We start from the raw sequence: 21,733 nt of genomic DNA on the forward strand, positions 1-21,733 counted from the left end.
GTACGAAGGTCCGAACGCACGCTGCCGCAACACGCGACGGTGGCGAGCGGACCCGGATTGGCCCCTGAAGCCGGACGAACGAGAGCCATGGCTCCGATCGGACCTTTCAATCCTAGCGGGGCGCACGACGCGAGGGCGCATGTGACGAGTCGCATGATCGCCTGGGAAGCGATCCCTCACGGCCCAGGCGCGCCTTACGGGCAGACACCCGGCTGGCGCAGGGCGGCATCGTTCAAGATTCGAGGCGAGAGCGCAACGTCCACGCTTGCCGACCCGGTAGTGGAGAGCCCAATGTCCGTCAGCGTAATTCCCGCGGGAATCTCGGAACGTACGCAGAGCGGAGCGGGCCGCAGGATCGGATCGAGCAGCGTACCGGTCGCGGCGGAGAGCTGCTCGGCGGTCAGTGAGAGTCCGACGAGATCAACGCTGGTGGGGCTCAGGACGACGTCGCCGTCGACAACGCTCAGCGCGAGCCTGACCTGCAACGGAATGGACTGGCCGAACAGGTCAACCGAGCGCCCCACGATGAGCTCGCCCTGATCGACCTCGCCCGTCTGCGCGACGCCACGCGTCAGCAGTGCGATGGCGGAGTCCAGCTGCTCGGGGGCGAGGGTGATGCGGGCGGTGCCGCCCGAGATCTCGCCGCTGGCCACGTTGAACGGCACCGAGTCGGCATGTGCCGAGAGGTCGGCGACGATCCCGGACACGACCGGGGCGTCCGGCACCCGAACAGACACGTCGCCCACGCGGCCGGTGAGGGCACGAAGCGCGACGGACCCCCCGAGCTCGGTCTCGACCGGGTGATCGGCGCTGAGATCGAGCGCTTGCCGCACCTGAGCCGAGACGATCCCCGGAATAATCATGCGCAGCGCGAGCTCCGCCGCGCCGCCGAGCAACGCCAATACCGCGACTCCCGACAGGATCCGCAGCCACCAGCGGGGCCGGCGCTCACTCATCGCTACATCCGTTCCGGGGCCGAGACGCCGAGCAGGTCAAGTCCGTTGCGAATGACCTGGCCAACCGCGTCGTTGAGCCACAGCCGCGTGCGGTGCACATCCTCCACCGGGGCCTCGCCCTGCGGGATGACGCGGCAGCTGTCGTACCAGCGGTGGTATGAGCCGGAGAGCTCCTCGAGGTATCGGGCGACACGGTGCGGCTCGCGCAGCTCGGCGGAGAACGCCACGACCCGCGGGAACTCCTGCAGTGCCCCCAGCAGCTCGGTCTCGGTCTCGTGGGTCAAAAGCTCGGGTGCGAACACTGAACGATCGACGCCGCTCGCCGCCGCGTTGCGCTGCACGGCGCAGGTGCGGGCGTGCGCGTACTGCACGTAGAAGACGGGGTTGTCGTTCGTGCGGCTGCGGAGCTTCTCGCCCTCGAGCGCGAGCGGCGAGTCAGCCGGGTAGCGCGAGAGCCAGTAACGCAGTGCGTCGGCGCCGAGCCACTCGAGCAGGTCGTCCAGCTCGATGATGTTGCCGGCACGCTTCGAGAGGCGCGCGCCATTCAGATTGACGAGCTGGCCGATCAGCACACTAATGCTGGTCTCGGGGTCGTCGCCCGCCGCCCCGGCGATCGCCTTCAGACGGCCGATGTAGCCGTGGTGATCGGCGCCGAGCAAGTAGATCTTCTCGGTGAAGCCGCGATCCATCTTCGAGAGATAGTAGGCGGCATCGGCGGCGAAGTAGGTGTAGATGCCGTTGCCGCGGGTGAAGACGCGGTCCTTGTCGTCACCAAAGTCGGTCGTGCGCACCCAAATGGCATCGTCCTCTTCGAAGACGTGGCCCTGCGCGCGCAGACGATCGATCGCGGCCTCGATGGGGCTCTTCTCGCCGTGCTCACCGGGGGTGTGCAGGCTGCGCTCCGAGAAGAAGACGTCGAAGTGCACGTTGAAGCGCTCGAGCGAGTCTTTGATCTCGACGAGCTGCAGCTGGTAAGCCAGCTCCTGCGCCTGCTCGAGCGCGTCCGCTTCGGGAAGCTCGGCGAGCCCCGGGATTTGCTCGCGTACGCGCTTGCCCAGGGCCTGAATGTACTCCCCCGGGTACGCGTCCTCCGGCGCGGGGCGCTCAAGGGCCGCGGCGAGCACCGAGCGCCCGAACTTGTTCATCTGCGCGCCGGCATCGTTGATGTAGTACTCGTTGGTCACCTCTGCGCCGGCCGCGCGCAAGACCCGCGAGGTCGCGTCTCCGAGCGCCGCCCAGCGGGTGTGGCCGAGGTGCAGCGGCCCGGTCGGGTTCGCTGAGACGAACTCCATGTTGATGCGCTGGCCAGCGAGCACATCGCCGTGGCCGTACTTCTCGCCCTGCTCGATGATGCGGCGAGCGGTCTCGCCGGCGCTGGCCGCGTCGATGCGCAGGTTGATGAAGCCGGGGCCGGCAACCTCTGCGGCGGCAACCCCCTCGATCTCGCTCAGGCGCGCGGCAATCACGGTGGCAAGTTCGCGCGGGTTTTGGCCGATTCGCTTGGCAAACTTCATCGCGATGTTCGACGCCCAGTCGCCGTGTTCGCGCTGCCGCGGACGGTCGAGTACCGCATCCTGCTCGGTGACCTCGAGGTCGGCGCCGGCGTCGGCGACGATCTCCGTCATGATGCGGGCGAGGGCAGCGGAAAGTTCTTGTGGGGTCACGAGGGTCAAGTCTAGCGTCGGCGCGCCCCGCGCTCGTGCTGCGAACGAATCGCCCGGGGCTAGAGCGGCTGCAATGGCCCCCGCCTGTGCGCTAGACTCGATGAGTCGCCTCCGTAGCTCAGGGGATAGAGCGTCGGTTTCCGGTACCGTAGGTCGGGGGTTCAAATCCCTCCGGGGGCACGATTAAAAAACGGCTCCGATCAGGTGTTTATCACCTCATCGGAGCCGTTTTTGTCTCGTCCGCGACGTTACTCAGCGTCCGCGGGTTCGGCGTACGCCTCGATCACGCGCTGCACCCGCGCGAACGCTGCATCGTTCAAGCCGTCGCCGTCCTGACCGTGAGACCCAATCACCTCGCGCCAGCCCAGGCTCACGACGTCGCCATAGTTGTGCCCGTGCCGCGCAGGAACAGACTCCCCCATCAGCATGTCCACCGTCACCTGCATCGCGGTGACCCCCGGGATCCAGCGCATCGATGGGCTCACGTCGCTGGCGCGCTGCGAGTCTGCGAGCCACTCGGGCGATTCCCAAATCAGTTCGGGGCCGAGCCAGGTCACGGGGTCAGTTGCGTGCTGCAGGTAGAGCACTCTCGGGGCACGCCACTCGCTGGGGAGCAGTTCCTGATCCCCCGCCTGAGACATCCACCGGACCTCGCGCCCACCGTCCAGCACTGGTCGCCAGGCCGGACTGCCGCTGTCGCGCGCGGCTTGGAGCGTCCGCCAGAGCGCCGAGCCGTTGGGGCTGCCCACGAAAAGCGCGCCGTCCGTGCGCTCTCGAATCTCCTCCACGGAGCCGAACACGGCCTGGCTGCCGTGCGCGCCGAGACTCAGACCGTAGCTGATGAGCACGGGGCGGTCGTCCTCCGGAAGTATGCTCCAGCGCTCATGAACGGCATCGAACAGCACGCGGGCCGCGTCTACGGGGGCATCCGGGTCAAAGACGAACGACACCCAGCTCGGCGTGTAGGCGTACTGCATCGCGACGCTCGCGGTGTCGCCCCCGTACAGGTACTCAACGGCGTCCATGGTCTGTGGCTCGAGCCATCCTGAGCCCGTCGGCGTGGCCACAATCATTACCGACCGACTGAACGCGCCGGTCCGCTCCAGCTCGGACACGGCAAGTTGTGCCCTCGCCTCCGCACTACCGGCCGAGGCCAATCCAGCGTAGACCCGAATCGGCTCGATCGCCGGGGCCTCAGTGACCTCGACGATCTCGGCGGCGCTCGGCCCGCCCCCGACGAAGTTCGATCCGTGTCGACCCAGCGTCTCCCAGTCGATCGCAGAGTCCGCGCCCGCCGAGCGATACTGCGATGCCGGTTCGGTCGCCTCAGCGTCCGGCTGCCCATTTCGTTCCAAATAGACACCGTCAATCGCGACGGTGACGCCCCAGGTTGCGCCCGCCGCGAGCACGAGCGCAGAAAACGCCATGCCGACCGAGGCGCCGATGGTGCCGTATCGCCGCCGCCCGAAGCCCCACAGCCGACGCAGGCCCTTCCCCACTGCGAGGAGCACGACGCTCAGAGCCACGAACGCGAAGAGGAACGTCCCAACATTTGCGGCCTCGAGGGGCGGCATCTCGACCAGCGCGCGCACCTCGTTCTGCCAGAGCGTGCCGAGCGAGGTGAGTGCGGCGAGCGCGAGCACCCAGGCCCCCACGTAGCCAAGCCAGAGCGAGCGTTGCATCCGTTGCGACGGGCGCCATGGCACGCGCCGGCGTACCATCTTCCACACCAGAGCGCCCAGCGCATACCCCAAGACGAGCGAGAGCGCAGCGAGTATCCCCTGCAAGAGTGCGGGGCGCGGCAGCAGTGAGGGAGTCAGCGAGAGAAGCGCACAGACCAGCCCGAGGACGGAGCCACCCGGGTCCAGATGCCACCATCTGCGTGTATTCATATGCGTGTTCCTCGGCCCTGTCATCCTGCAGTGTGTTCTCGAGGCAGAATATCGTGGCGGGAAGCCGAGCCTTGCCTTGCTAGCGTCCGGAGCCCGACTGTGTTTGAGTACTGCCATGTCCACTTCGAGCGCAGCCGCCGACAATTCCTCCTTTCCGCACCCGAACGAACCGCACCGTGGCGGGCTCGCTCAGCGGCTGAACTGGCTGCGCGCGGGCGTGCTCGGCGCAAACGACGGCATCGTCTCGACCGCGGCCACTGTGGTGGGTGTCGCCGGTGCGACCGCAGCATCGGCCCCCATCCTCATCGCGGGGCTCGCGGCCGCGGTCGGCGGAGCCGTCTCGATGGCGCTCGGCGAGTATGTCTCGGTCAGTAGCCAGCGCGACAGCGAACGGGCCCTCATCGCGAAGGAGACGCGCGAGCTCGCCGAGATGCCCGAGCAGGAGCTCGCCGAGCTCGCCGGGCTGTACGAGCAGAAGGGGCTCTCCCCCGCAACCGCGCTTCGGGTGGCCACCGAGCTCACCGAGCACGACGCCCTCGCCGCGCACCTGTCGATCGAGCTCGGCATCGACCAAGAAGACGTCGTGAGCCCCTGGCACGCCGCCCTCGCCTCGGCGCTCGCGTTCACCCTCGGCGCGATCCTGCCGTTACTCGCGATTCTGTTGCCGCCGCCCGAGTGGCGCGTTCCGGTGACGTTCGTCTCGATGCTGATCGCCCTCGCGCTCACCGGCGCCGTCGCCGCACATATCGGCGGCAGCTCCCGGTCCCGCGCCGCGATCCGCGTCGTCATTGGAGGCGCGCTCGCGCTCTCCGCCACCTATGCGATCGGCGTGTTCCTCGGCACCACCGGCATCGTTTAGCGGGGCCTGCCTCGCAGGATCCTGCCCGCGACGACCCGGCCAAGAACGCCAGCGAGCAGGACGAGCACACCCACCCCGATTGACGCGGGCGGGAGGGTCACCACGAGCGTCAGGCAGCCAAGCGCGCCGAGCACGGGGAAAACGCGCGGGTAGCGACGGTGGGCGCGATCCTGCGTCAGCGCGGACAGGTTCGTAACGAAGTAGTACAGGAGCACGCCGAAGGACGAGAACCCGATGGCGCCGCGGAGGTCGGTGAGCAGGATCATCGCGCACGCGACCAGCGCGAGTGCGAACTCCGCGCGGCGAGGCACGAGGTACCGGGGGTGCACTGCGGCGAGCACGCGGGGAAGATCACCGTTTCGTGCCATCGCGAGGCTCGTTCGCCCCACCCCCGCGATCAGCGCCAGCAGCGCGCCGAGGGAGGCCAGTGCGGCGCCGACGCCGACGATCGGAACCGCCCAGCCCGCCCCGCTTGCCGCGGCCAGATCGCCGAGCGGTGTCGGGCTGGCGGCGAGACCTTCAGCCCCCAGCACCGTGAGTACCAGGAAAGCGATCACCGCGTAGAGGGCCAGCGTGCCCGCAAGCGCCAGCAGGATCGCGCGCGGGATCGTGCGAGCCGGGTCGCGCACTTCTTCGCCCAGGGTCGCGATGCGGGCGTACCCGGCGAAGGCAAAAAAGAGCAGCCCCGCGGACTGGAACACCCCGTACCAGCCGTCGGCGAGCAGTCCTGCCGTGAGCGGGCTCAGCGTGTCACCGTCCGCACCGCGGCTCGCTGCGACCCCGCCCAGCACGATCACTAGCGCCAGGACCGCCAGCACAACAGAGACGATCACCCGGGAGAGCCGCGCGGTACGGGTGATCCCGAGCGAGTTCACCCCGGTGAGCAGCAGGATCGCCGCCACAGCAACAACCTGCTGCCACCCGGCCGGGACCGCGTAGGCGGCAAAGGTCAGCGCCATCGCGGCACAGCTCGCCGTTTTGCCGATCACGAAGCTCCACCCGGCGAGAAACCCGGGCCATTCCCCCAGTCGCTCACGACCGAACGCGTAGGTTCCGCCGGACGTGGGGTACTGCGCGGCGAGCTGCGCCGAGGAAGTCGCATTGCACACTGCGACCATCGCTGCCACCGCGAGACCGATCAGCAGTCCCGCACCGGCGGCGCCTGCAGCCGGCGCGAACACCGCGAAGATGCCGGCGCCAATCATCGAGGCGAGGCCGATCGACACGGCGTCAGTGGTGCCGAGGTGACGGGCGAGTGCGGGTTGACCGGTCATTGGCGTCATCTCTCGGTGAGCGGCCGCCCACAGTCAGCTCGGCCGTGCAGGCGACCACCTGCCGGATCAATCCTAGGTCGGGCCAACTCCCCTCGCGGGCGCCCCTCCCGCGCGCCCGGGCGAGCGTTCAGCCGATGTTCATTCGGCGTCGACGAAACAACAATACGAGCAGCCCCGCACCGACGAACGTAGTGGCCGCCGCAGCAGCCCAAGGCACGGTGATGTCACCCGTCGATGAGAGCCCCGATCCGCCGGTTCCGCCGTCGGAGGCACGTGCCGAACCGGACCCCCAGCCTGCACCAGATCCATGTGATCCATCTGAGCTCTGCCCACCCGTGCCTCCGGAACCACCGGACTGCCCATTTCCGCCGGATCCGCCGCCTGTTCCGATGGCCCCGACAAGCTTCAGCGAGTCCTCGCCCAGCAGGAGAGGAACCCCGTCGGCCTCGCCGCGGAACTCCATCACCACGTTGGTGGGACCACCCGGCGTTGCTGCGGGCATCACTCCGGAGAAGCGCACGGTGCGTTGTTCGCCCGGCTGCATGGGACGTTCGAGTCGTTGGGAGTCCTTGAGGAGCCCTGACGCATTCACCACGATCGAGTACACCGTCACTGTGCTGTCGTTGCGCAATACCCCGAACGCGTCGTACGTCTCACCGGGGTCGGCCGCCGCGTTCCCGTTGCTGTCCTGCAAACGGATCCGGATGCCGAGGTCACCTCCGACCGAATCAGCGATTGTCGATTGATCGTTCGCAGGCTCGGGGTCAGCCTCGTACCCCAGGACGGCCGCCCGCCACGACCACGAGATGTCCGGGTCGCCGGGCTGATAGGTCACGACGAACGTATGGCTGCGCTCTTCTCCGGGCAGCAACGGCCCTCCTGCGCAGTTTGAGCCAAAGCGCAGGTCCATGCACCCCTCGCCCGGAACCACACTTCGGGTGTCTGCCCCGACGGGCGCGAGATCGAGCACATAGCCGGAGGACGGACTGGCACCGTGATTGCGGACCGTCGCCCGCAAGGACAACGGCTGGCCGGGGCCGGAACGTTCGGCGACCAACTGCACGCCAAGATCGGTAGGGGCGTAGGGAAGCGTGGCCGCATCCACTGACGACGACGCCGGGCTGCTCGCGTAGCCGACCGTTTCGGTCGACATCGCGACGCTGTCCAGGATCCGAATCTGCAGGATCCCCCCGCCGTTGTTCGAGAAACCGAGATTGCCGTTCCCGTACTTCCAGGCGCCGCCGAACCCGCTGCTCGGGAACGCTGATGCGACCACATCGGGCATCGTCTCGCTCGAGACCAGTCCGTCTAGGCCAACCCGCACCAGGATCGCCGCGTCGTTCTCGATGGTCACCCCCCAGAAGGCATCGTGGCTAAAGACGAAGTCGACCGGGGCGTAGCTCGCGTCCATCGCCGTCGTTCCGCGCTCATGCGTCAGGACATTCACCCACGAGAGCTGCTGCGTGTTTCGCGGAATGTAGTAGAAGCGATCCTGCAACGCCCCCTCAGCAAAGGCAGCGACCGACGACGTCTCACCGAGGAAAAGCTCGTCGTGCAACGCCCCGGCGGAATCGATTGACACGAGCGACTGGCTCGCCGCACCCACCGCGTAGAGGGTTCGCGTGGGGAGATGCGCCCCGAGCGCGTTGTATCCGCCGGGATCGGGAGAACCGACCGGCACGAAGTCAAAACCGCCGCCCGGGTTCACGTCCGCGCGCATGAGCTGGGTCGGCTGACCCATCGAGAAGTAGACGCCCGGAGTAGAACCATTCGGGCTCGCGCTCGCCGACGATGGCTGGAGCAATGTCGAGATGATGATCGCTGCGACTGCAATGCGGGCGAGTGCTCGCCTTAGAACTTGAGTGCGATGAGTGACGACGGTTCCCACGTGATACGGCCCTTCAGAGTATCCCGCGGCCCCCACCGGGTATGAGCATCTCGGCGATTCTGGCGCGATACTCACTCCAGTCTGAGGGAAGTGACTCGACCTCGCAATTCAGGACAGGGTTTAAGATTATTGCCGAGCCAACCTACAAAGATCACAATCGTTCGTAGTGATTTTTCGGAGTAGTGCCACAGTTCTTCGAGATTCTCATCCAGATCAGGCAGGCGACAGGCGGTTTATGGGGTGATTCAGCCATTTGAGAATTGGAAACGATCGAATCTCGACGTAGCCTAGCTAGCGCGGGGGGCCGCTATGACAATGGAGAATCTCCACGATGCAGCAGACACAGGAGCGCTCAGACGAAGAACTCTGCGACCTCGCGCGAAGCGGCGAATCCTGGCCAATCGGCGAACTCTGGAAGCGTCACGCACCGGTCGCACTGGCCTGGGCAAAGAAGAAGGACCCGGTCAACGGCGAGGATGCGGTAGCCGACGCGTTTGACTCCGTCTTCCACGCTCTCGTCGGGGGCGGCGGTCCCGAGACTTCTTTTCGCGGATACCTCTTTCGCACCGTTCACACCCAGCTCATCCGGAGGTGGGAGAAGCAGCACCGCAGTACTTCTCTCGACGAGTTCGAGTTCGAGTTCCCGGACCTCGGGCAACCGAGCTCGATAGAACATCTGTCGAACGGCGAGCAACAGCTGGCGGCCGCGCGCGCGCTGTCCGAGCTTCCCCCGCGCTGGCGGGAGGCCATCGAGGCAGTAGACGTCAAGGGCACTCGGGTCAAGGACTTTGCCGAGCAGAACGGGATGTCCCAGAACGCCGCGACCGTGCTCCTCAAACGGGCACGCGAGGGTCTCCGCCGTTCCTGGCTCGGGCAGATGCACCCGAGTCGCGACCTGCCCGAGGAATGCGCGGACACCGTCTCGCTCTTCTCCGAAATGCGCTGGGGGCGACGAAACGGCCAGCAGCGCAAGGAAGCTGAGGCACACACCGCAACGTGCCCCAATTGCGGCTGGCGTTGGAGTCAGTTCATGAGCCAGGCGAGCCTCGTCGGTCTCGCGAGCGCCGGCATGATCGGCCTATTTCAAGGCTGGAACAGGCGTTTTGCCAAGCCGGCAGTGGCTACGGCAGCGTCCGTCGCACTGGCCTTTGCCTTGGGAACTTCGCTCGGCCCAGCGTTCTCTGGCCAGAGCGCGGCTCCAGCGGCGCCCCCGGTCGAGTCGCTGCCCGCACCTGCGCCCGCGCCGGAACCGACCACCACAGCCAATCCCGTCGTGCAGGTCGAGCCGAGCGTGACCCCACCGCCGCCGTCTGTGGATCCCGCGCCTGTCCAGACAGAGACCCCGGCGCAGCCTGAGGCACCTGCGTCTGAGGTGGTTGCTCCGCCCGAGCCTACGCCGCCGGGCGAAGTCCTCTTTGGAGATTGGTCAGACTGGTGCGAGTCGACGCAGTCGTTCACCTTGGACTGCCCCGCGTAGAAATGCACCCCCAGAGTCGAAGCACGGGGGCGGCGCTTCATCGTGACTCTGGGAGTGCATCCCGCTGATGTCCACGCTGGGCGGGGGGGGGGTGGTATTGCCCGGCGCGCACATCTACCTGATACGAGTACCCGGAGTCAGAAAAGTGACGCGGGTCCGCAGAATATTTTGAGCGGGGAGGCCGGCACAGCGTTTCGCGGATTTCCGGGCGTCAACTCTGGCTCGCTCGAATCCGCGAATCGACGAAGCCGCGCCGCGCAACGTACACACTGATCGCCACGATCCCGCCTATGCCGATGACCGCCCACCACGGAAAGCCTGGGATCGTCGGGGACATTCCAGCTGCACGAACGTCCTTTTCGGGAGTGGGAGTGATCCGTTCACCGGTGACAATAATTCGGTGAGTGTTAATGCCCAGCGGAGTGCAGGTGATGAGCGTCACCAAGTCTTCTCCGACCTCGGCACGCAGCGTGTCCGTGTCTTCGGGCGCGATGACCTTCGTGTCCCGCACCCGGTAGGTCAACACCTTGCCAAAAGTCTCGAGCGTGAAGGTGTCTCCCGCCTGCACCCGATCGAGGTGTGTAAACATGGTCGCCGTGGCGAGCCCTCGGTGCGCGGTAATCACCGATCGCGTGTCTGAACCTCCGATAGGCAGGTGTGACCCCTCGAGATGCCCAGCTCCTTCGAGCAGCGCCTCGTCACTCGTCCCGTGGTAGATCGGCAGGTCAACGTTTATCGAGGGGATCTTGATGCGCGACATCATCCCATCGGTATTCGCGGCCAGGATCGAGTTGTAGTCGAGCGACGAGTCAGACAGCGAGCCGTCACCGGTCGGAATGTTCGCGTTCTTTCCCAGCACGACTCCGGCACTCAGGGCGTCGTTGTACTGACGGGCGAGCGCGAGTTGTTCCTCGACGGAGGGCTTGACTGTGCTGAGACTCGCTTCGAAGGCCTCGATAATCTTGGATTGATTGTACGAGGTGAGCCAGGCCGCGGTCATGGGGTAGAGCCCCGCCACCATGCCCCCGATCGCGAGCACCGCGATGAACCACGTGATCATGCCGGGGCGCCAGCGGCCCCTCGGCCGACGGACCAAGTCCTGCCGCAGGCCCGGTGGAATCGGCTCGGCTATCGCCGAGTCAATCCCACCTGATGCCTCGCTTCCCCGCATCGGACTCCCCCTCAATCTGCCCCGCACCTTACTCGCTGAGCACCTGGGTGCGTCGTCGCTGGTACCACAGTGCTGCAACAACCAACGCGCCAATTCCGCCCGCGCTCCCCCAGAAGAGGTAGCTGCCCACCCCGCCGGTGAGCGGAATTGATGGCACCTCGATCTGCAGGTTCTTGATGTCCCCATACGCCACGTTCGTGTTCACGACCACGTCAATGGGGCTCGTCAGCAGCTGATAGCCAGCCGGCGCCTTCGTCTCGACCAGCTGGTACTTCCCGAGCTTCAGAGACTGCAGCAGGAACTCACCGGCCTGCGGATCCTTGTCGACCCCAGTGCATGCGGCCGCCGACGCCGCGACGCAGTCCACGACCGCAACCTGGTTCGCAGGGACCAACTGTCCTTGCGCGTTGTACGGCGTGAGTGCCCATTCGGACCCCGAGAGGCGCACTCCCGTCTGGTTCACCTTGTTCCAGGTGAGACTTCCCACAATCGGATGCACGGTGCACGGGTCAGTCGGCACGCAAGTGGTCGGCGGCATCTCGCTGGTCTTGACGACATAGTTGCCCAACACGCCGTTGCTGGTCGTGGAGATCGGGTCATTCACCTTGACGGTGTACGTCACTGTCTTCACTTCACCCGGGGCCAGCGTTCCGGTAATCAGGATGCGATTTCCGGCCGTGTTCAGCGCGGCCACCAGCGGACTCTGTGCAGTAATGGCGCCCTGCAGCGTCGCATCGTCAAGCACGTCTGTCAGGACGTCGTCGTGCGCTACCGCGATGGGCGTGCCGCCGGTATTACTGAAGGTGAGGGTGTAGGTCACGTTTTGGCCGGGCTTCACCTCGGTGCCGGAGACCGGGTTCGCGCTCTTCTTGATGTCCAGATTGCCAGGTGCCGGTGCTCGGTTGTAGATTTTGCAGCTGGCGCGGTAGTCCTTCTGTCCGACAACGGTAAATCCTGGTTGAGCCGCAGTGCCGGCATTCGTCACTGGCAGCGCGGCGCCGGTGGCGGCATTGACACACACGGCGTTGCGGGCCGCGGTCCCTGCGCCGACCGGCACAATGCTGTAACCCGGCTGTTGCGTCTCGCGAATCTGAACAGCACCGCTCGTGGTCGCGGTGGGGAAGGTGAGACCAAAGTCGACGACGCCGTTGCCGCCCACGACCGTCGTCTTCGACGCGGGAGCATCGATCGTGACGGTGGCGGCTTGTGAGGTCGCGTCGAACTGCCAGCCGGCCGGGGCCGGCGTAGCGTTCGCGATGTTCCCGTCAGACGGAACAATCATCTTCTGCACTTCAATCGCACCGGTGCAGTTTTTCTCGGCGAGAGCCTTGAGCGCAGCAGAGGCGGCTGCGAAGTCTGTCGCACGGATGTAGTCCTGGCCCGCAACCGTGCCTGAAACGGCACGCAGGTTGTACTCACTCGAGGTGGTGAGCGCGGGGCCCACACCCAGCGCAACAACGCGCGTGCCCTTGGCCTTGAGCTGGTTCGCCGAGAAGATGCCTGCATCGACATCCTGCAGCGAGTTGAACGCACTGGACCCTGCATTGGAGTTGCCGCGCATCACGGTCGGGTTGCCGTCGGTCAGCAAAATCGCGACGTCGTAGTACGCGGCGGCATTTGCCGTGGCGGCGAAGCCCGCATCCCAGTTTGTTCCTCCGCCCGAAACCCAGTCTCGATACTGAAGTTTGTACGCTGCTGCCTGCGCGGCTGTCGTCACGGGCAAGAGCGTCGGGAAGTTCGTCGCCGTCGAAGTCCCCGGAGCGTACGCACCCAAACCAGGACTCACGTTCGAAAATGATAGGAGGGCCATGCGTGAGTTGGTGCCGCGAAGCGCATCTACGAATGCCGTCATTGTGCTCTTCAAGGAAGCTATTCCCGTGGCACCTAGCGAACCCGACGTGTCGGCAATGATGGCAATGTCGACTCCACACTGCGCAGGGGGCGCAGGGTTGTTTCGCGACTCACTCCAAACGCCCGTTGTCCGGGTCACGTTCGACGATTGCCCCCCCTCTGCGTTGCTATCGATGCGGTTGCGCATAAAGTACCGGTCGGGATTGTTTTGAGCTGCAGTGTCGCTCCAGGGCATCGCCGTCGTGGAGGCGTACGTTGTCTCGGCGCGCAGCTGCGTATCGGTGCGGAAGCGGTAGCTCCACGTCGTTTCGGGGCTGGTCCCGAACCCTCCGACGCGCAGTGTGGGATTCGAATACCAGCCGGTGGGCGTCGTCTCCTGGACGACCCAGAAGCGAGTATCTTGCTGCACACCCGTTGCCGACGGCGTGCTCCCCGAACGAATCGGCACAACGAAACTGCAGTCACCAGCTGAATCGGAGATGCAAGTGGTCCACGACCAGCTCTCGTCGTACCGCGTCCCCGCCGCCCCTTGCGTCGGCATGTTCGCACCCGAGCTCGCAGCAGTGCTCGCAGTACCGGGACCGTACAGACCCAGCTTCACCCCGGCAAGGCCAACGACGGTGCCGTTCGCGACTCGGTCACCGCCCACTTTCACGGTGATCACGGCAGAACCCGCCGTCGGGACCGGAATGGAGAGCGGACTGATCGCGGACTCATTCGAGTGGGCGGCATCGGGAGCAGCAGCAATCTCCTCCGCATCGACAGCGCTTGCTTCCTCTTCGGCGGGAGGCACTTCCGCAGTCGGGGTCCTCACCCAGTTCGGGTCCGTCGTGGTCGGGGTATCAGGCATTTCTTCGACCGGAGCCGCCTCTGCGGCGGCCGGGGAAGCTGCGACAACCGATCCGGCAAGACTCAGCCCGCAAATGAGAGCCAGCGCGGCCGTGAGCTGCGCTGCTCGCCTGAGCGACCCCAGGTTCATTGTGGCCCTGTTGCGCCGACTGACCCGGCTTTCGCGCATCTGCATGGCTGCCTCATTCTCTTCATTCAAAGCTTCGATTCGCCGAACGATTCGTTCGGCCTTCACCCGGCGAGTCAGGCTCAAGCGCGGGTGGTGGAACTGGATGTGTGCCGGGGAGACGCGGACTTGCCGCGCCTCCCCGTCACTCGGGGACCTGCTTAGTTGCTGGCGGCCTCGCGTCGGCGGTTCATGAGCACGAGGCCCATGGCGACCGCGACGGCGGCAGCGCCGCCGGCAATCAGGAGGACCTGGCCCGCGGCACCCGTGAGCGGCAGCTCGGGGACTTCCTGCTGCGTGTTCGAGATCTGCACGTTGTCGGCGATCGTGGTTGCATCGATCTTGACGGTGACGGCGGTGTACGGGTTTGCCGGAAGCACGAAGCCAGCGGGAGCCGCGACCTCCTTGAGCACGTAGCAGCGCTGTAGCGCATCCTTGGTCGGGTTCACATTGTCACTCACAAACAGACCGGGAATAGTGATCAGGCCTGTGCCCTCCGAGGTGAACTGCGTTGCGCCGTTCACCGTGATCGCGGAACCGGTCTGGACCGCCCCCGTGCAGCTGGCAGCGTACGGAGCGACCGCGTTGTAGACCTCAAACACCGCGCCGTTCAGGGTGCCTTGCGCGCCGGTGGTGCCCGCGGCGCGCTTCTGCACCTGCAGGTCACCCCAGTTCGACTTCACCTCGTTCGAGGGCAGCGGCGGACGAACCGCCGGATCAAAGCCCGGGTTGTTTGGCCACAGCACCGCGGTGTTCTTGATGACGCCGTCGCCGACGGAAGTAACGGTACCTGCGAAGACAACCTGGATCGTCTTGCCGGCCTGGACGTTCTTCGGGTCCAGGTTCAGCCACTCAATGCCTGCCGCATTGAAATTCATGGTGACCTGCTGACCGGTCACCGTGACGGTGTAGAGCGAGGGATCCAGCGCAGCGCCACCGAGCGTGACCGCGGTGTTCGCCGCGGTCACCGGGGTGAGGCGCGAGTCGAGCGTGTCACGGATGGCGAAGCCGGTCCAGACGTCCGCACTGGTCGGGATGACGACCGACACCGGGAACGAAATCACCGAGCCGAGCCCCGTATTGAGCTGTGGGTCGATGCTCTTGATGATCTCGCCCTTGCCGTTCTTCGGGTAGGCATGGACGTCGTAGACCCAGCCGGTCTCGTGCGGCATCGGGATCGTGAGAATGAAGGGAAGCGCGCGGTCGATGATCTCAGCAGGAGCGGCGGTCTCACAGATCTGGTACGCGCCGATGGGGAGGCTGGCGGCCGCGGCGCCAGCGGCGTCCGTCGCCGGGAGAACAACCGCTGTGCCGAGCGTGAAGCCGGCGGGGGCGGTGCAGCCTGCGCCCGGAGTAACCGTCTTCAGTCCGGTCCAGTTGGCGGCGACGCTGAGGTCGAGCGCTGACCCATCTTTGAGCAACGGGTACGCCGTGAAGACGACACCCGCGACCGGGTCAGTGAAGTCGTCACTCGCCGGAGGCGCGCTGATGTCGCCCGTCACGGTGCCGGACTGGTGCAGGTACTTGTGGACCGTCAGCGAACCCATGCGGTCAAAGTCAATGTTTCCGTAGTCCCCCGGCAGCGGCGCAGCGTTCGCCGTCGTGTTCGCGCCGAGGAGCGCGACCATTCCGAGTACGGTCGCTCCGAGCATCGCTGCCCCGCGCCGCATCATTTTCCGTTCAGCCATCTGAACGTCTCCTTTTTCTCAACGGCCACGAACCTGCGGCCTGAAGCGAGTGATTGATAGCCAAATGTGGCTTCCACAGGAGATGTTCAGTGGGTCGGCAAAAAGTGACGCGCCGTTACCCTTTCGTTACAAAATGTGCGCCGGAGACACCAACGCCGCCCACCCCGAAAACGGGGCGAGCGGCGACAGCGCAGACGAAGGACGACTTAGTCGACGAGAAAGAGGCCCCGTGCCACGACACGAATCTGCCCCTCGGCACCCATCGCCGATTGCTGCGGGTCGAGCGTCGGCGTCGGCGAGCCGGCCGCACGCCGCATCGCCGCGCGCAGCACCTCGTGCTGTGCGCCGGCTCCCATCGCCCGCTGGGTCTGATCGAGCGCTCGGCTGTCGTATTGTGGGTTCTGTTCGATACTCATTGACACTGCTTCTTTCGGGTGGGTCGAGATGACGGACAGTGGTGCCGGGGTTGCCGCCCCGGCACCACACTTGTTTCTGCGCGCGAACTACTTCGCGAGTGCCGCGCGCAGCGCCTGGCCAAGATCGGCGTCGACGTTCGTCCAGTACTGGATCGCCCGCTCGCGGATCTCGTCGCTCTGCACGCCACCAACGGCGCCCGTGATGGTGACGAGGAAGCGAGCCTTCGCTGCGTCATCGAAGACGTCCCGGTACAGCGTGCCGGCCTGGCCGAAGTCGCTATCCTCCGCGTGCAGGGCGGCGGCCGAGCGCTGAAGGGCGCCGTCACTTTCCCAGCTCCCCTCGCCCGCGACGGCGGCATCGGCGACCGGCCCGCCGAACGAGTTCGGCGCGTAGACCGGGGCGCTTGCCGGCTTAAAGCCGTGACGCGTCGCACCGTCCTGCGAGTAGTTATTGACGGGCGCGACCGGAGCGTTCACCGGCAGCTCGTTGTAGTTCGTGCCGACGCGGTAACGCTGGGCATCCGGGTAAGAGAACACGCGAGCCAACAGCATCTTGTCGGGGCTGATGTCGATACCGGGCACCGTGTTCGCGGGCGAGAAGGCGGCCTGCTCGATCTGCGCGAAGAAGTTCTCGGGGTTCTGGTTCAGCGTGTGCACGCCCACCTCGATCAGCGGGTAGTCCGCGTGCGGCCAGACCTTCGTGAGGTCGAACGGGTTGAAGCGGTACGTCTTCGCGTCCTCGTACGGCATGACCTGAACCGAGAGCTTCCAGGCGGGGAAATCCCCACGCTCAATGGCCTCGTACAGATCCCGGCGGTAGTAGTCGGCATCGGCGCCGGCGATCTGCTCGGCTTCCTCGTTCGACATTTCTTCGTTGCCCTGCAGCGCCTCGAAGTGGTACTTCACCCAGAAGCGCTCGCCCGCGGCATTGATCCACTGGTAGGTGTGCGAGCCGAAGCCGGGCATGCTGCGCCACGAGCGCGGCAGGCCACGGTCGCCCATGAGATAGGTCACCTGGTGAGCCGACTCGGGCGAGAGGCTCCAGAAGTCCCACTGCATGTCGGCGTCGCGCAGGCCCGACCCCGGAAGGCGCTTCTGCGAGTGGATAAAGTCGGGGAACTTGATGCCGTCGCGGATAAAGAAGACCGGGGTGTTGTTGCCGACGATGTCGTAGTTGCCCTCGCTCGTGTAGAACTTCACCGAGAAGCCACGCACGTCGCGCCAAGTGTCAGGCGAGCCCTGCTCGCCGGCGACCGACGAGAAGCGCTGCACGGTCTCCGTAGTCGTACCCGGCTGGAACACCGCCGCACGCGTGAACGCCGAAACGTCACCCGTGACAACGAACTCACCGAATGCGCCGCCGCCCTTGGCGTGCACGACGCGCTCGGGAGTGCGTTCACGGGCAAACTGCGCGAGCTTCTCAACGAGGTAGCGGTCATGCAGCGCGATCGCGCCGTCGGTGCCAGCAGCGAGCGAGTGCGCGTCGCTCGCAACCGGGGTACCGGTCTGGGTGGTCGTCGGGTTGGGGTTCGACATAGTGCTCCTTCGATTTTCGGGTACGGGACAAGTCATTGGGCGCGACGAATAACGCCACCGTCGGTGCGGCGCGCATCAGTGCGAGAAAGAGTGCGGGTTGTGGACGATCAGGCGGCGGCCTACGCGGCCGCCTGACATTCGGGGCACAGGCCCCAGAACGTCACTTCGGCGGATTGCACCGCAAACCCAGCCGTCGAGGACGGCACCAGGCAGGGCGCGTGCCCCACGACACAGTCGACGTCAGCAACCGCCCCACAGCTCGTGCACACCAGGTGGTGGTGATTGTCGTCGATGCGTCGCTCAAAACGCGCCGCCGAGCCGGCCGGCTCGATCCTGCGCAACAGGCCCGCCCCGGTGAGGTCGGCGAGGATATTGTGCACCGACTGGATCGACGTCGTCGGCAATGCGGCGACGACGTCGCGAAACACTCGCTCGGCGTCGGCGTGCGGGCGCGCATCGAGCGCTCCCAACACCGCGAGGCGCCCGGCCGTCGCGCGCAGGCCTGCGGCCTGCAGCGTGTCGGCGTAGGTCGTCTCCATACCCACCAGTATAGCTTCTTTTTAGTTATTCACCAAAAGGAACTTCTGGGCCGGGCGCGGCGACGCGTGCTCCTAGCGGAGGCGGTAGCTCAGATCGCGGATGTCGCGGCCCGCAGCCGAGCCCTTGCGCTCGAACACGGTGAGCACGCGACCGTCGAAACGCTCGTCCCACTCCCCCGCGAAATTACGCTCGAAGCCCTCGGCGGCGTCAAGGACGTCACGCATTTGCAGCGCGTACTCCTCCCAATCGGTCGCGAGGCGCAACACGCCACCCGGCTTCAACGCCCGGGCGACGAGGGTCGCAAACTCCGGCGAGATGAGGCGCCGCTTGTTGTGCCGTGCCTTCGGCCACGGGTCAGAGAAGAACACCCAGAGTTCGTCAATCGACGCCGCGGGAAGCAGACGCTCGAGCACCTCGGGCGCATTCGCCTCGACCACCCGCACGTTATCGAGCCCTGCGCGATGCGCAGAGCCCATAGTGCGCGCAAGGCCCGCGCGGAACACCTCGACCGCGAGGAAGTTCGTGTCGGGACGCTGCTCGGCGGCGTGCACGATCGCGTGCCCCTGCCCCGAACCGATCTCGACGACCAGGCGCGCCTTGCGCCCAAAAAACTCGGCGGGATCGCGCTCTGAGTTTGCTGCGACACTCGTCACCGAACGCCCACGAGGGACGTCAATGCGCATCTCGCCGGACAGGTGGGTCCAGGCCCACTTCTGCCCCTCGGTCAGCCGAGCGCTCCTGCGCACGAACGACAGGATCCCCTCGGGGTACGCCTCATCGGGCGCCTGGGAGGCGGCATCCTCCGGCTCGACGATTACGGCAGGCTCCGCCTGCGATTCCAGCGAGGCCATCTAGTAGGTCTCAACCGTCGGTGCGCCGAGGCGGCCGGCCTCGGAGGCGGGCATCTCGGCCGCAAGCCGGTTTGCCTCCTCGATGAGCGTCGCCACGATCTCGCTCTCGGGAACGGTCTTAATGACCTCGCCCTTCACGAAAATCTGGCCCTTGCCGTTGCCCGAGGCAACGCCGAGGTCGGCCTCGCGGGCCTCGCCCGGGCCGTTGACGACGCAGCCCATGACGGCGACGCGCAGCGGCACGCTCATGCCCTCGAGTCCCTTGGTCACGTCCTCCGCGAGCGAATACACGTCCACCTGGGCGCGGCCACACGAGGGGCACGACACGATCTCGAGCTTGCGCTCGCGCAGGTTGAGCGACTGCAGAATCTGCAGGCCGACCTTGACCTCTTCCACGGGCGGGGCGGAGAGCGAGACACGAATGGTGTCGCCAATGCCCTCGGAGAGCAGGATCCCGAACGCGGTCGCGCTCTTGATCGTGCCCTGGAATGCCGGCCCGGCCTCGGTCACCCCGAGGTGCAGCGGCCAGTCGCCGCGTTCGGCGAGCTGGCGATACGCCTTCACCATCACGATCGGGTCGTTGTGCTTGACGGAAATTTTGAAGTCGTGGAAGTCGTGTTCCTCGAACAGCGACGCCTCCCAGACAGCGCTCTCAACGAGCGCCTCGGGCGTGGCCTTGCCGTACTTCTGCAGCAGGCGCGGGTCAAGCGAGCCCGCGTTCACGCCGATGCGGATCGAGGTGCCCGCGGCCTTTGCGCGCCGCGCAATCTCGCCGATCTGGTCGTCGAACTTGCGAATGTTTCCCGGGTTCACGCGCACCGCGGCGCACCCGGCGTCAATCGCGGCGTACACGTACGCGGGCTGGAAGTGAATGTCCGCGATCACCGGGATCTGGCTCTTCATCGCGATGATCGGCAGCGCTTCGGCGTCGTCCCGGCTCGGGACCGCGACGCGCACGATGTCGCAACCGGACGCGGTGAGCTCCGCGATCTGTTGCAGAGTCGCGTTGATGTCGGTTGTCGGGGTCGTCGTCATGGACTGGACCGACACTTGAGCGTCGCCGCCCACGAGGACCTTGCCGACCTTGATTTGACGGGACTTGCGCCGAGGTGCGAGAACTTCAGGGACCTTCGGCATTCCGAGATTGATTGCTGCCACGCGCCGAGTCTACCGGCCAACCCTGCGCCTGGGCCGGGCATCACCTGCGGGTACGTCGGGCAGGATCCTGCCGGGGGCGCGCCCCGAGCGCGCCTAACCGAAGAGCGAGACCGGCTTCACGATGTCGGCGTAGATGAGGAGGAGACTCATCGCGCCGAGCAGGATCGTCACCACGAAGGTGATCGGCACCATCTTCGCGGTGTCGACGGGGCCCGGGTCGGGGCGGCCGAAGAGCTTCGCGAGGAAACGGCGGAGCCCCTCATACAGGGCGCCGGCAATGTGACCGCCGTCGAGCGGCATCAGCGGGATGAGGTTGAACACGAACAGCGCGACGTTCAGCGAGGCGAGCAGGCCGACCATGGCCTGCACCTTCGAGGCGACGGGTGCCTCGTCGAGGCTCACGATCTCCCCCGCGAGACGGCCGACGCCGACGACGCTGATGGGGCCGTCAGCGCTGCGCGCCTCGGTACCGAACGCGGCGTTCCAAATGTCGACCATGCGCTGCGGCAGGTGCAAGATCATGTTGCCGACCTGGGCGACGTTCTCGCCCACATAGCCGGGCACCGCGGAAAGCGGCTGCGAGACGAGCTCGCTCGTGGGAGTCGCGCCGATCATGCCGACCAGCTCGGTCTTCGCCGAGCCGTCCGCGGCCAGCACGGGCTTGCCCGCGGCGTCGTACAGTGCGCGCTCGTTGGCGACCGGGGTGAGCGCGAGGTCCATCGTCTCGCCATCGCGCACAAATTCGACGTTGATGGTCGACCCGGGCGAGGCGGCAATGGTTTCGCGAAGTGCGTCCCAGGACTGCACCGCGCGGCCGTCGAGCGCCACGATGCGGTCGCCCGGCAAGAGCCCGGCCGCGGCCGCGGGGGCCGCCGGGTCGTCCGGGGCACAGCTTGTGGCCTGGCTGGTGGCGGGCACGAGGCACTCGCTCACACTGCCCAGGGTCGTCGTGTTCTGGGGGACGCCAAACCCGGTGACCAGGATCGCGAAGAACACGAACGCGAGGACCAGGTTCATGAAGGGGCCGCCCAGCATGATCACGATCTTCTTCCAGACCGGCAGCCGGTAGAACGCGCGGTGATCCTCGCCCTCGGCGATCGTGTCGGCGCTCGCCTCGCGCGCCTCGTCGACGAGGGCGGCGATCCGCCCGCGCGCGGGGGCTGGGCTGCCCTCCGTGGCGACGGAATTCAAGAAGCCGGTGGTCGAGGCGCGGGCCGCCTCTCCCGGCTTCTCCGGCGGGTACATTCCCGTCATCGCGACGTAGCCGCCGAGCGGGATCGCCTTGACCCCGTACTCGGTCTCGCCCTTGCGGCGCGAGAAGAGGGTGCGCCCGAAGCCGATCATGTACTGCGTGACCTTCACCCCGAAGAGCTTCGCCGGCAGCAAGTGCCCGATTTCGTGCAGCCCGATCGACACCGCGAGGCCGATCACGATGATGAGGATTCCGAGAATATAGAGCAGCACGTCTTGCACCTGCTCAGGCTAGCGGTGGCGCCT

The 21,733-nt window shown here is 66.3% G+C and carries 16 protein-coding genes and 1 tRNA gene; 3 read left to right on the forward strand and 14 right to left on the reverse strand.

Features of this window, described 5'->3' with window-relative positions:
* Positions 1-194: 194 nt before the first annotated feature.
* On the reverse strand, positions 195-956 hold the full coding sequence (locus KOE53_RS03630) for an LmeA family phospholipid-binding protein (RefSeq protein ID WP_188057403.1): 762 nt from the start codon (positions 954-956) through the stop codon (positions 195-197).
* 2 nt (positions 957-958) lie between these two features.
* Positions 959-2,620 (reverse strand): arginine--tRNA ligase, encoded by a 1,662-nt coding sequence (gene argS / locus KOE53_RS03635; protein WP_188044215.1) that lies wholly within the window; start codon positions 2,618-2,620, stop codon positions 959-961.
* 107 nt (positions 2,621-2,727) lie between these two features.
* Between argS and KOE53_RS03640 the strand changes: the two genes are divergently transcribed.
* Positions 2,728-2,800 (forward strand) — tRNA-Arg (locus tag KOE53_RS03640).
* A 68-nt stretch (positions 2,801-2,868) separates the two neighbouring features.
* Here KOE53_RS03640 and KOE53_RS03645 read toward each other — a convergent pair.
* Positions 2,869-4,512 (reverse strand): alpha/beta hydrolase, encoded by a 1,644-nt coding sequence (locus KOE53_RS03645; protein ID WP_188057404.1) that lies wholly within the window; start codon positions 4,510-4,512, stop codon positions 2,869-2,871.
* 115 nt (positions 4,513-4,627) lie between these two features.
* Between KOE53_RS03645 and KOE53_RS03650 the strand changes: the two genes are divergently transcribed.
* The gene (locus KOE53_RS03650) at positions 4,628-5,371 is read left to right on the forward strand and encodes a VIT1/CCC1 transporter family protein (RefSeq protein ID WP_188057405.1); all 744 of its coding nucleotides are present in this window, start codon (positions 4,628-4,630) and stop codon (positions 5,369-5,371) included.
* Here the strand turns inward: KOE53_RS03650 and KOE53_RS03655 are convergent.
* Positions 5,368-6,645 carry an APC family permease gene (locus tag KOE53_RS03655; RefSeq protein WP_188057406.1) on the reverse strand — a complete coding sequence of 426 codons (1,278 nt, stop codon included), beginning with the start codon at positions 6,643-6,645 and terminating at the stop codon, positions 5,368-5,370. The genes KOE53_RS03650 and KOE53_RS03655 overlap by 4 nt on opposite strands.
* A gap of 127 nt (positions 6,646-6,772) precedes the next feature.
* Positions 6,773-8,449, reverse strand: a complete 1,677-nt coding sequence (locus tag KOE53_RS03660; protein ID WP_188057407.1) for a DUF6923 family protein — start codon at positions 8,447-8,449, stop codon at positions 6,773-6,775.
* Positions 8,450-8,864: 415 nt separating this feature from the next.
* Between KOE53_RS03660 and KOE53_RS03665 the strand changes: the two genes are divergently transcribed.
* The gene (locus KOE53_RS03665) at positions 8,865-10,010 is read left to right on the forward strand and encodes an RNA polymerase sigma factor (protein WP_188057408.1); all 1,146 of its coding nucleotides are present in this window, start codon (positions 8,865-8,867) and stop codon (positions 10,008-10,010) included.
* Positions 10,011-10,221: 211 nt separating this feature from the next.
* Here KOE53_RS03665 and KOE53_RS03670 read toward each other — a convergent pair whose 3' ends face one another.
* The 9 genes from KOE53_RS03670 to KOE53_RS03710 form a co-directional block, all read right to left on the reverse strand.
* On the reverse strand, positions 10,222-11,070 hold the full coding sequence (locus tag KOE53_RS03670) for a class C sortase (RefSeq protein ID WP_188057409.1): 849 nt from the start codon (positions 11,068-11,070) through the stop codon (positions 10,222-10,224).
* A gap of 139 nt (positions 11,071-11,209) precedes the next feature.
* Positions 11,210-14,056 carry a DUF7927 domain-containing protein gene (locus KOE53_RS03675; RefSeq protein ID WP_353055574.1) on the reverse strand — a complete coding sequence of 949 codons (2,847 nt, stop codon included), beginning with the start codon at positions 14,054-14,056 and terminating at the stop codon, positions 11,210-11,212.
* A 152-nt stretch (positions 14,057-14,208) separates the two neighbouring features.
* Complete coding sequence (locus KOE53_RS03680; protein ID WP_188057411.1) at positions 14,209-15,735, reverse strand: SpaH/EbpB family LPXTG-anchored major pilin; 1,527 nt, start codon at positions 15,733-15,735, stop codon at positions 14,209-14,211.
* 206 nt (positions 15,736-15,941) lie between these two features.
* Positions 15,942-16,151, reverse strand: a complete 210-nt coding sequence (locus KOE53_RS03685; protein ID WP_188057412.1) for a hypothetical protein — start codon at positions 16,149-16,151, stop codon at positions 15,942-15,944.
* Between the two features lie 87 nt (positions 16,152-16,238).
* Complete coding sequence (locus KOE53_RS03690; protein ID WP_188057413.1) at positions 16,239-17,687, reverse strand: catalase; 1,449 nt, start codon at positions 17,685-17,687, stop codon at positions 16,239-16,241.
* Positions 17,688-17,806: 119 nt separating this feature from the next.
* A complete protein-coding gene (locus tag KOE53_RS03695; protein WP_188057414.1) occupies positions 17,807-18,226 on the reverse strand; it encodes a Fur family transcriptional regulator in 420 nt (139 codons plus the stop codon).
* Between the two features lie 72 nt (positions 18,227-18,298).
* Entirely contained in the window at positions 18,299-19,078 is a 780-nt protein-coding gene (gene trmB, locus KOE53_RS03700; protein WP_188057415.1) for a tRNA (guanosine(46)-N7)-methyltransferase TrmB, read from the reverse strand.
* Positions 19,079-20,236, reverse strand: a complete 1,158-nt coding sequence (gene ispG, locus KOE53_RS03705) for a flavodoxin-dependent (E)-4-hydroxy-3-methylbut-2-enyl-diphosphate synthase (protein WP_188057416.1) — start codon at positions 20,234-20,236, stop codon at positions 19,079-19,081. It abuts the gene before it with no gap.
* Positions 20,237-20,329: 93 nt separating this feature from the next.
* The gene (locus tag KOE53_RS03710; RefSeq protein WP_188057417.1) at positions 20,330-21,709 is read right to left on the reverse strand and encodes a M50 family metallopeptidase; all 1,380 of its coding nucleotides are present in this window, start codon (positions 21,707-21,709) and stop codon (positions 20,330-20,332) included.
* Positions 21,710-21,733 lie beyond the last annotated feature (24 nt).

The sequence above is a fragment of the Leucobacter sp. CX87 genome, assembly GCF_018682295.1.
GTDB lineage: Bacteria > Actinomycetota > Actinomycetes > Actinomycetales > Microbacteriaceae > Cx-87.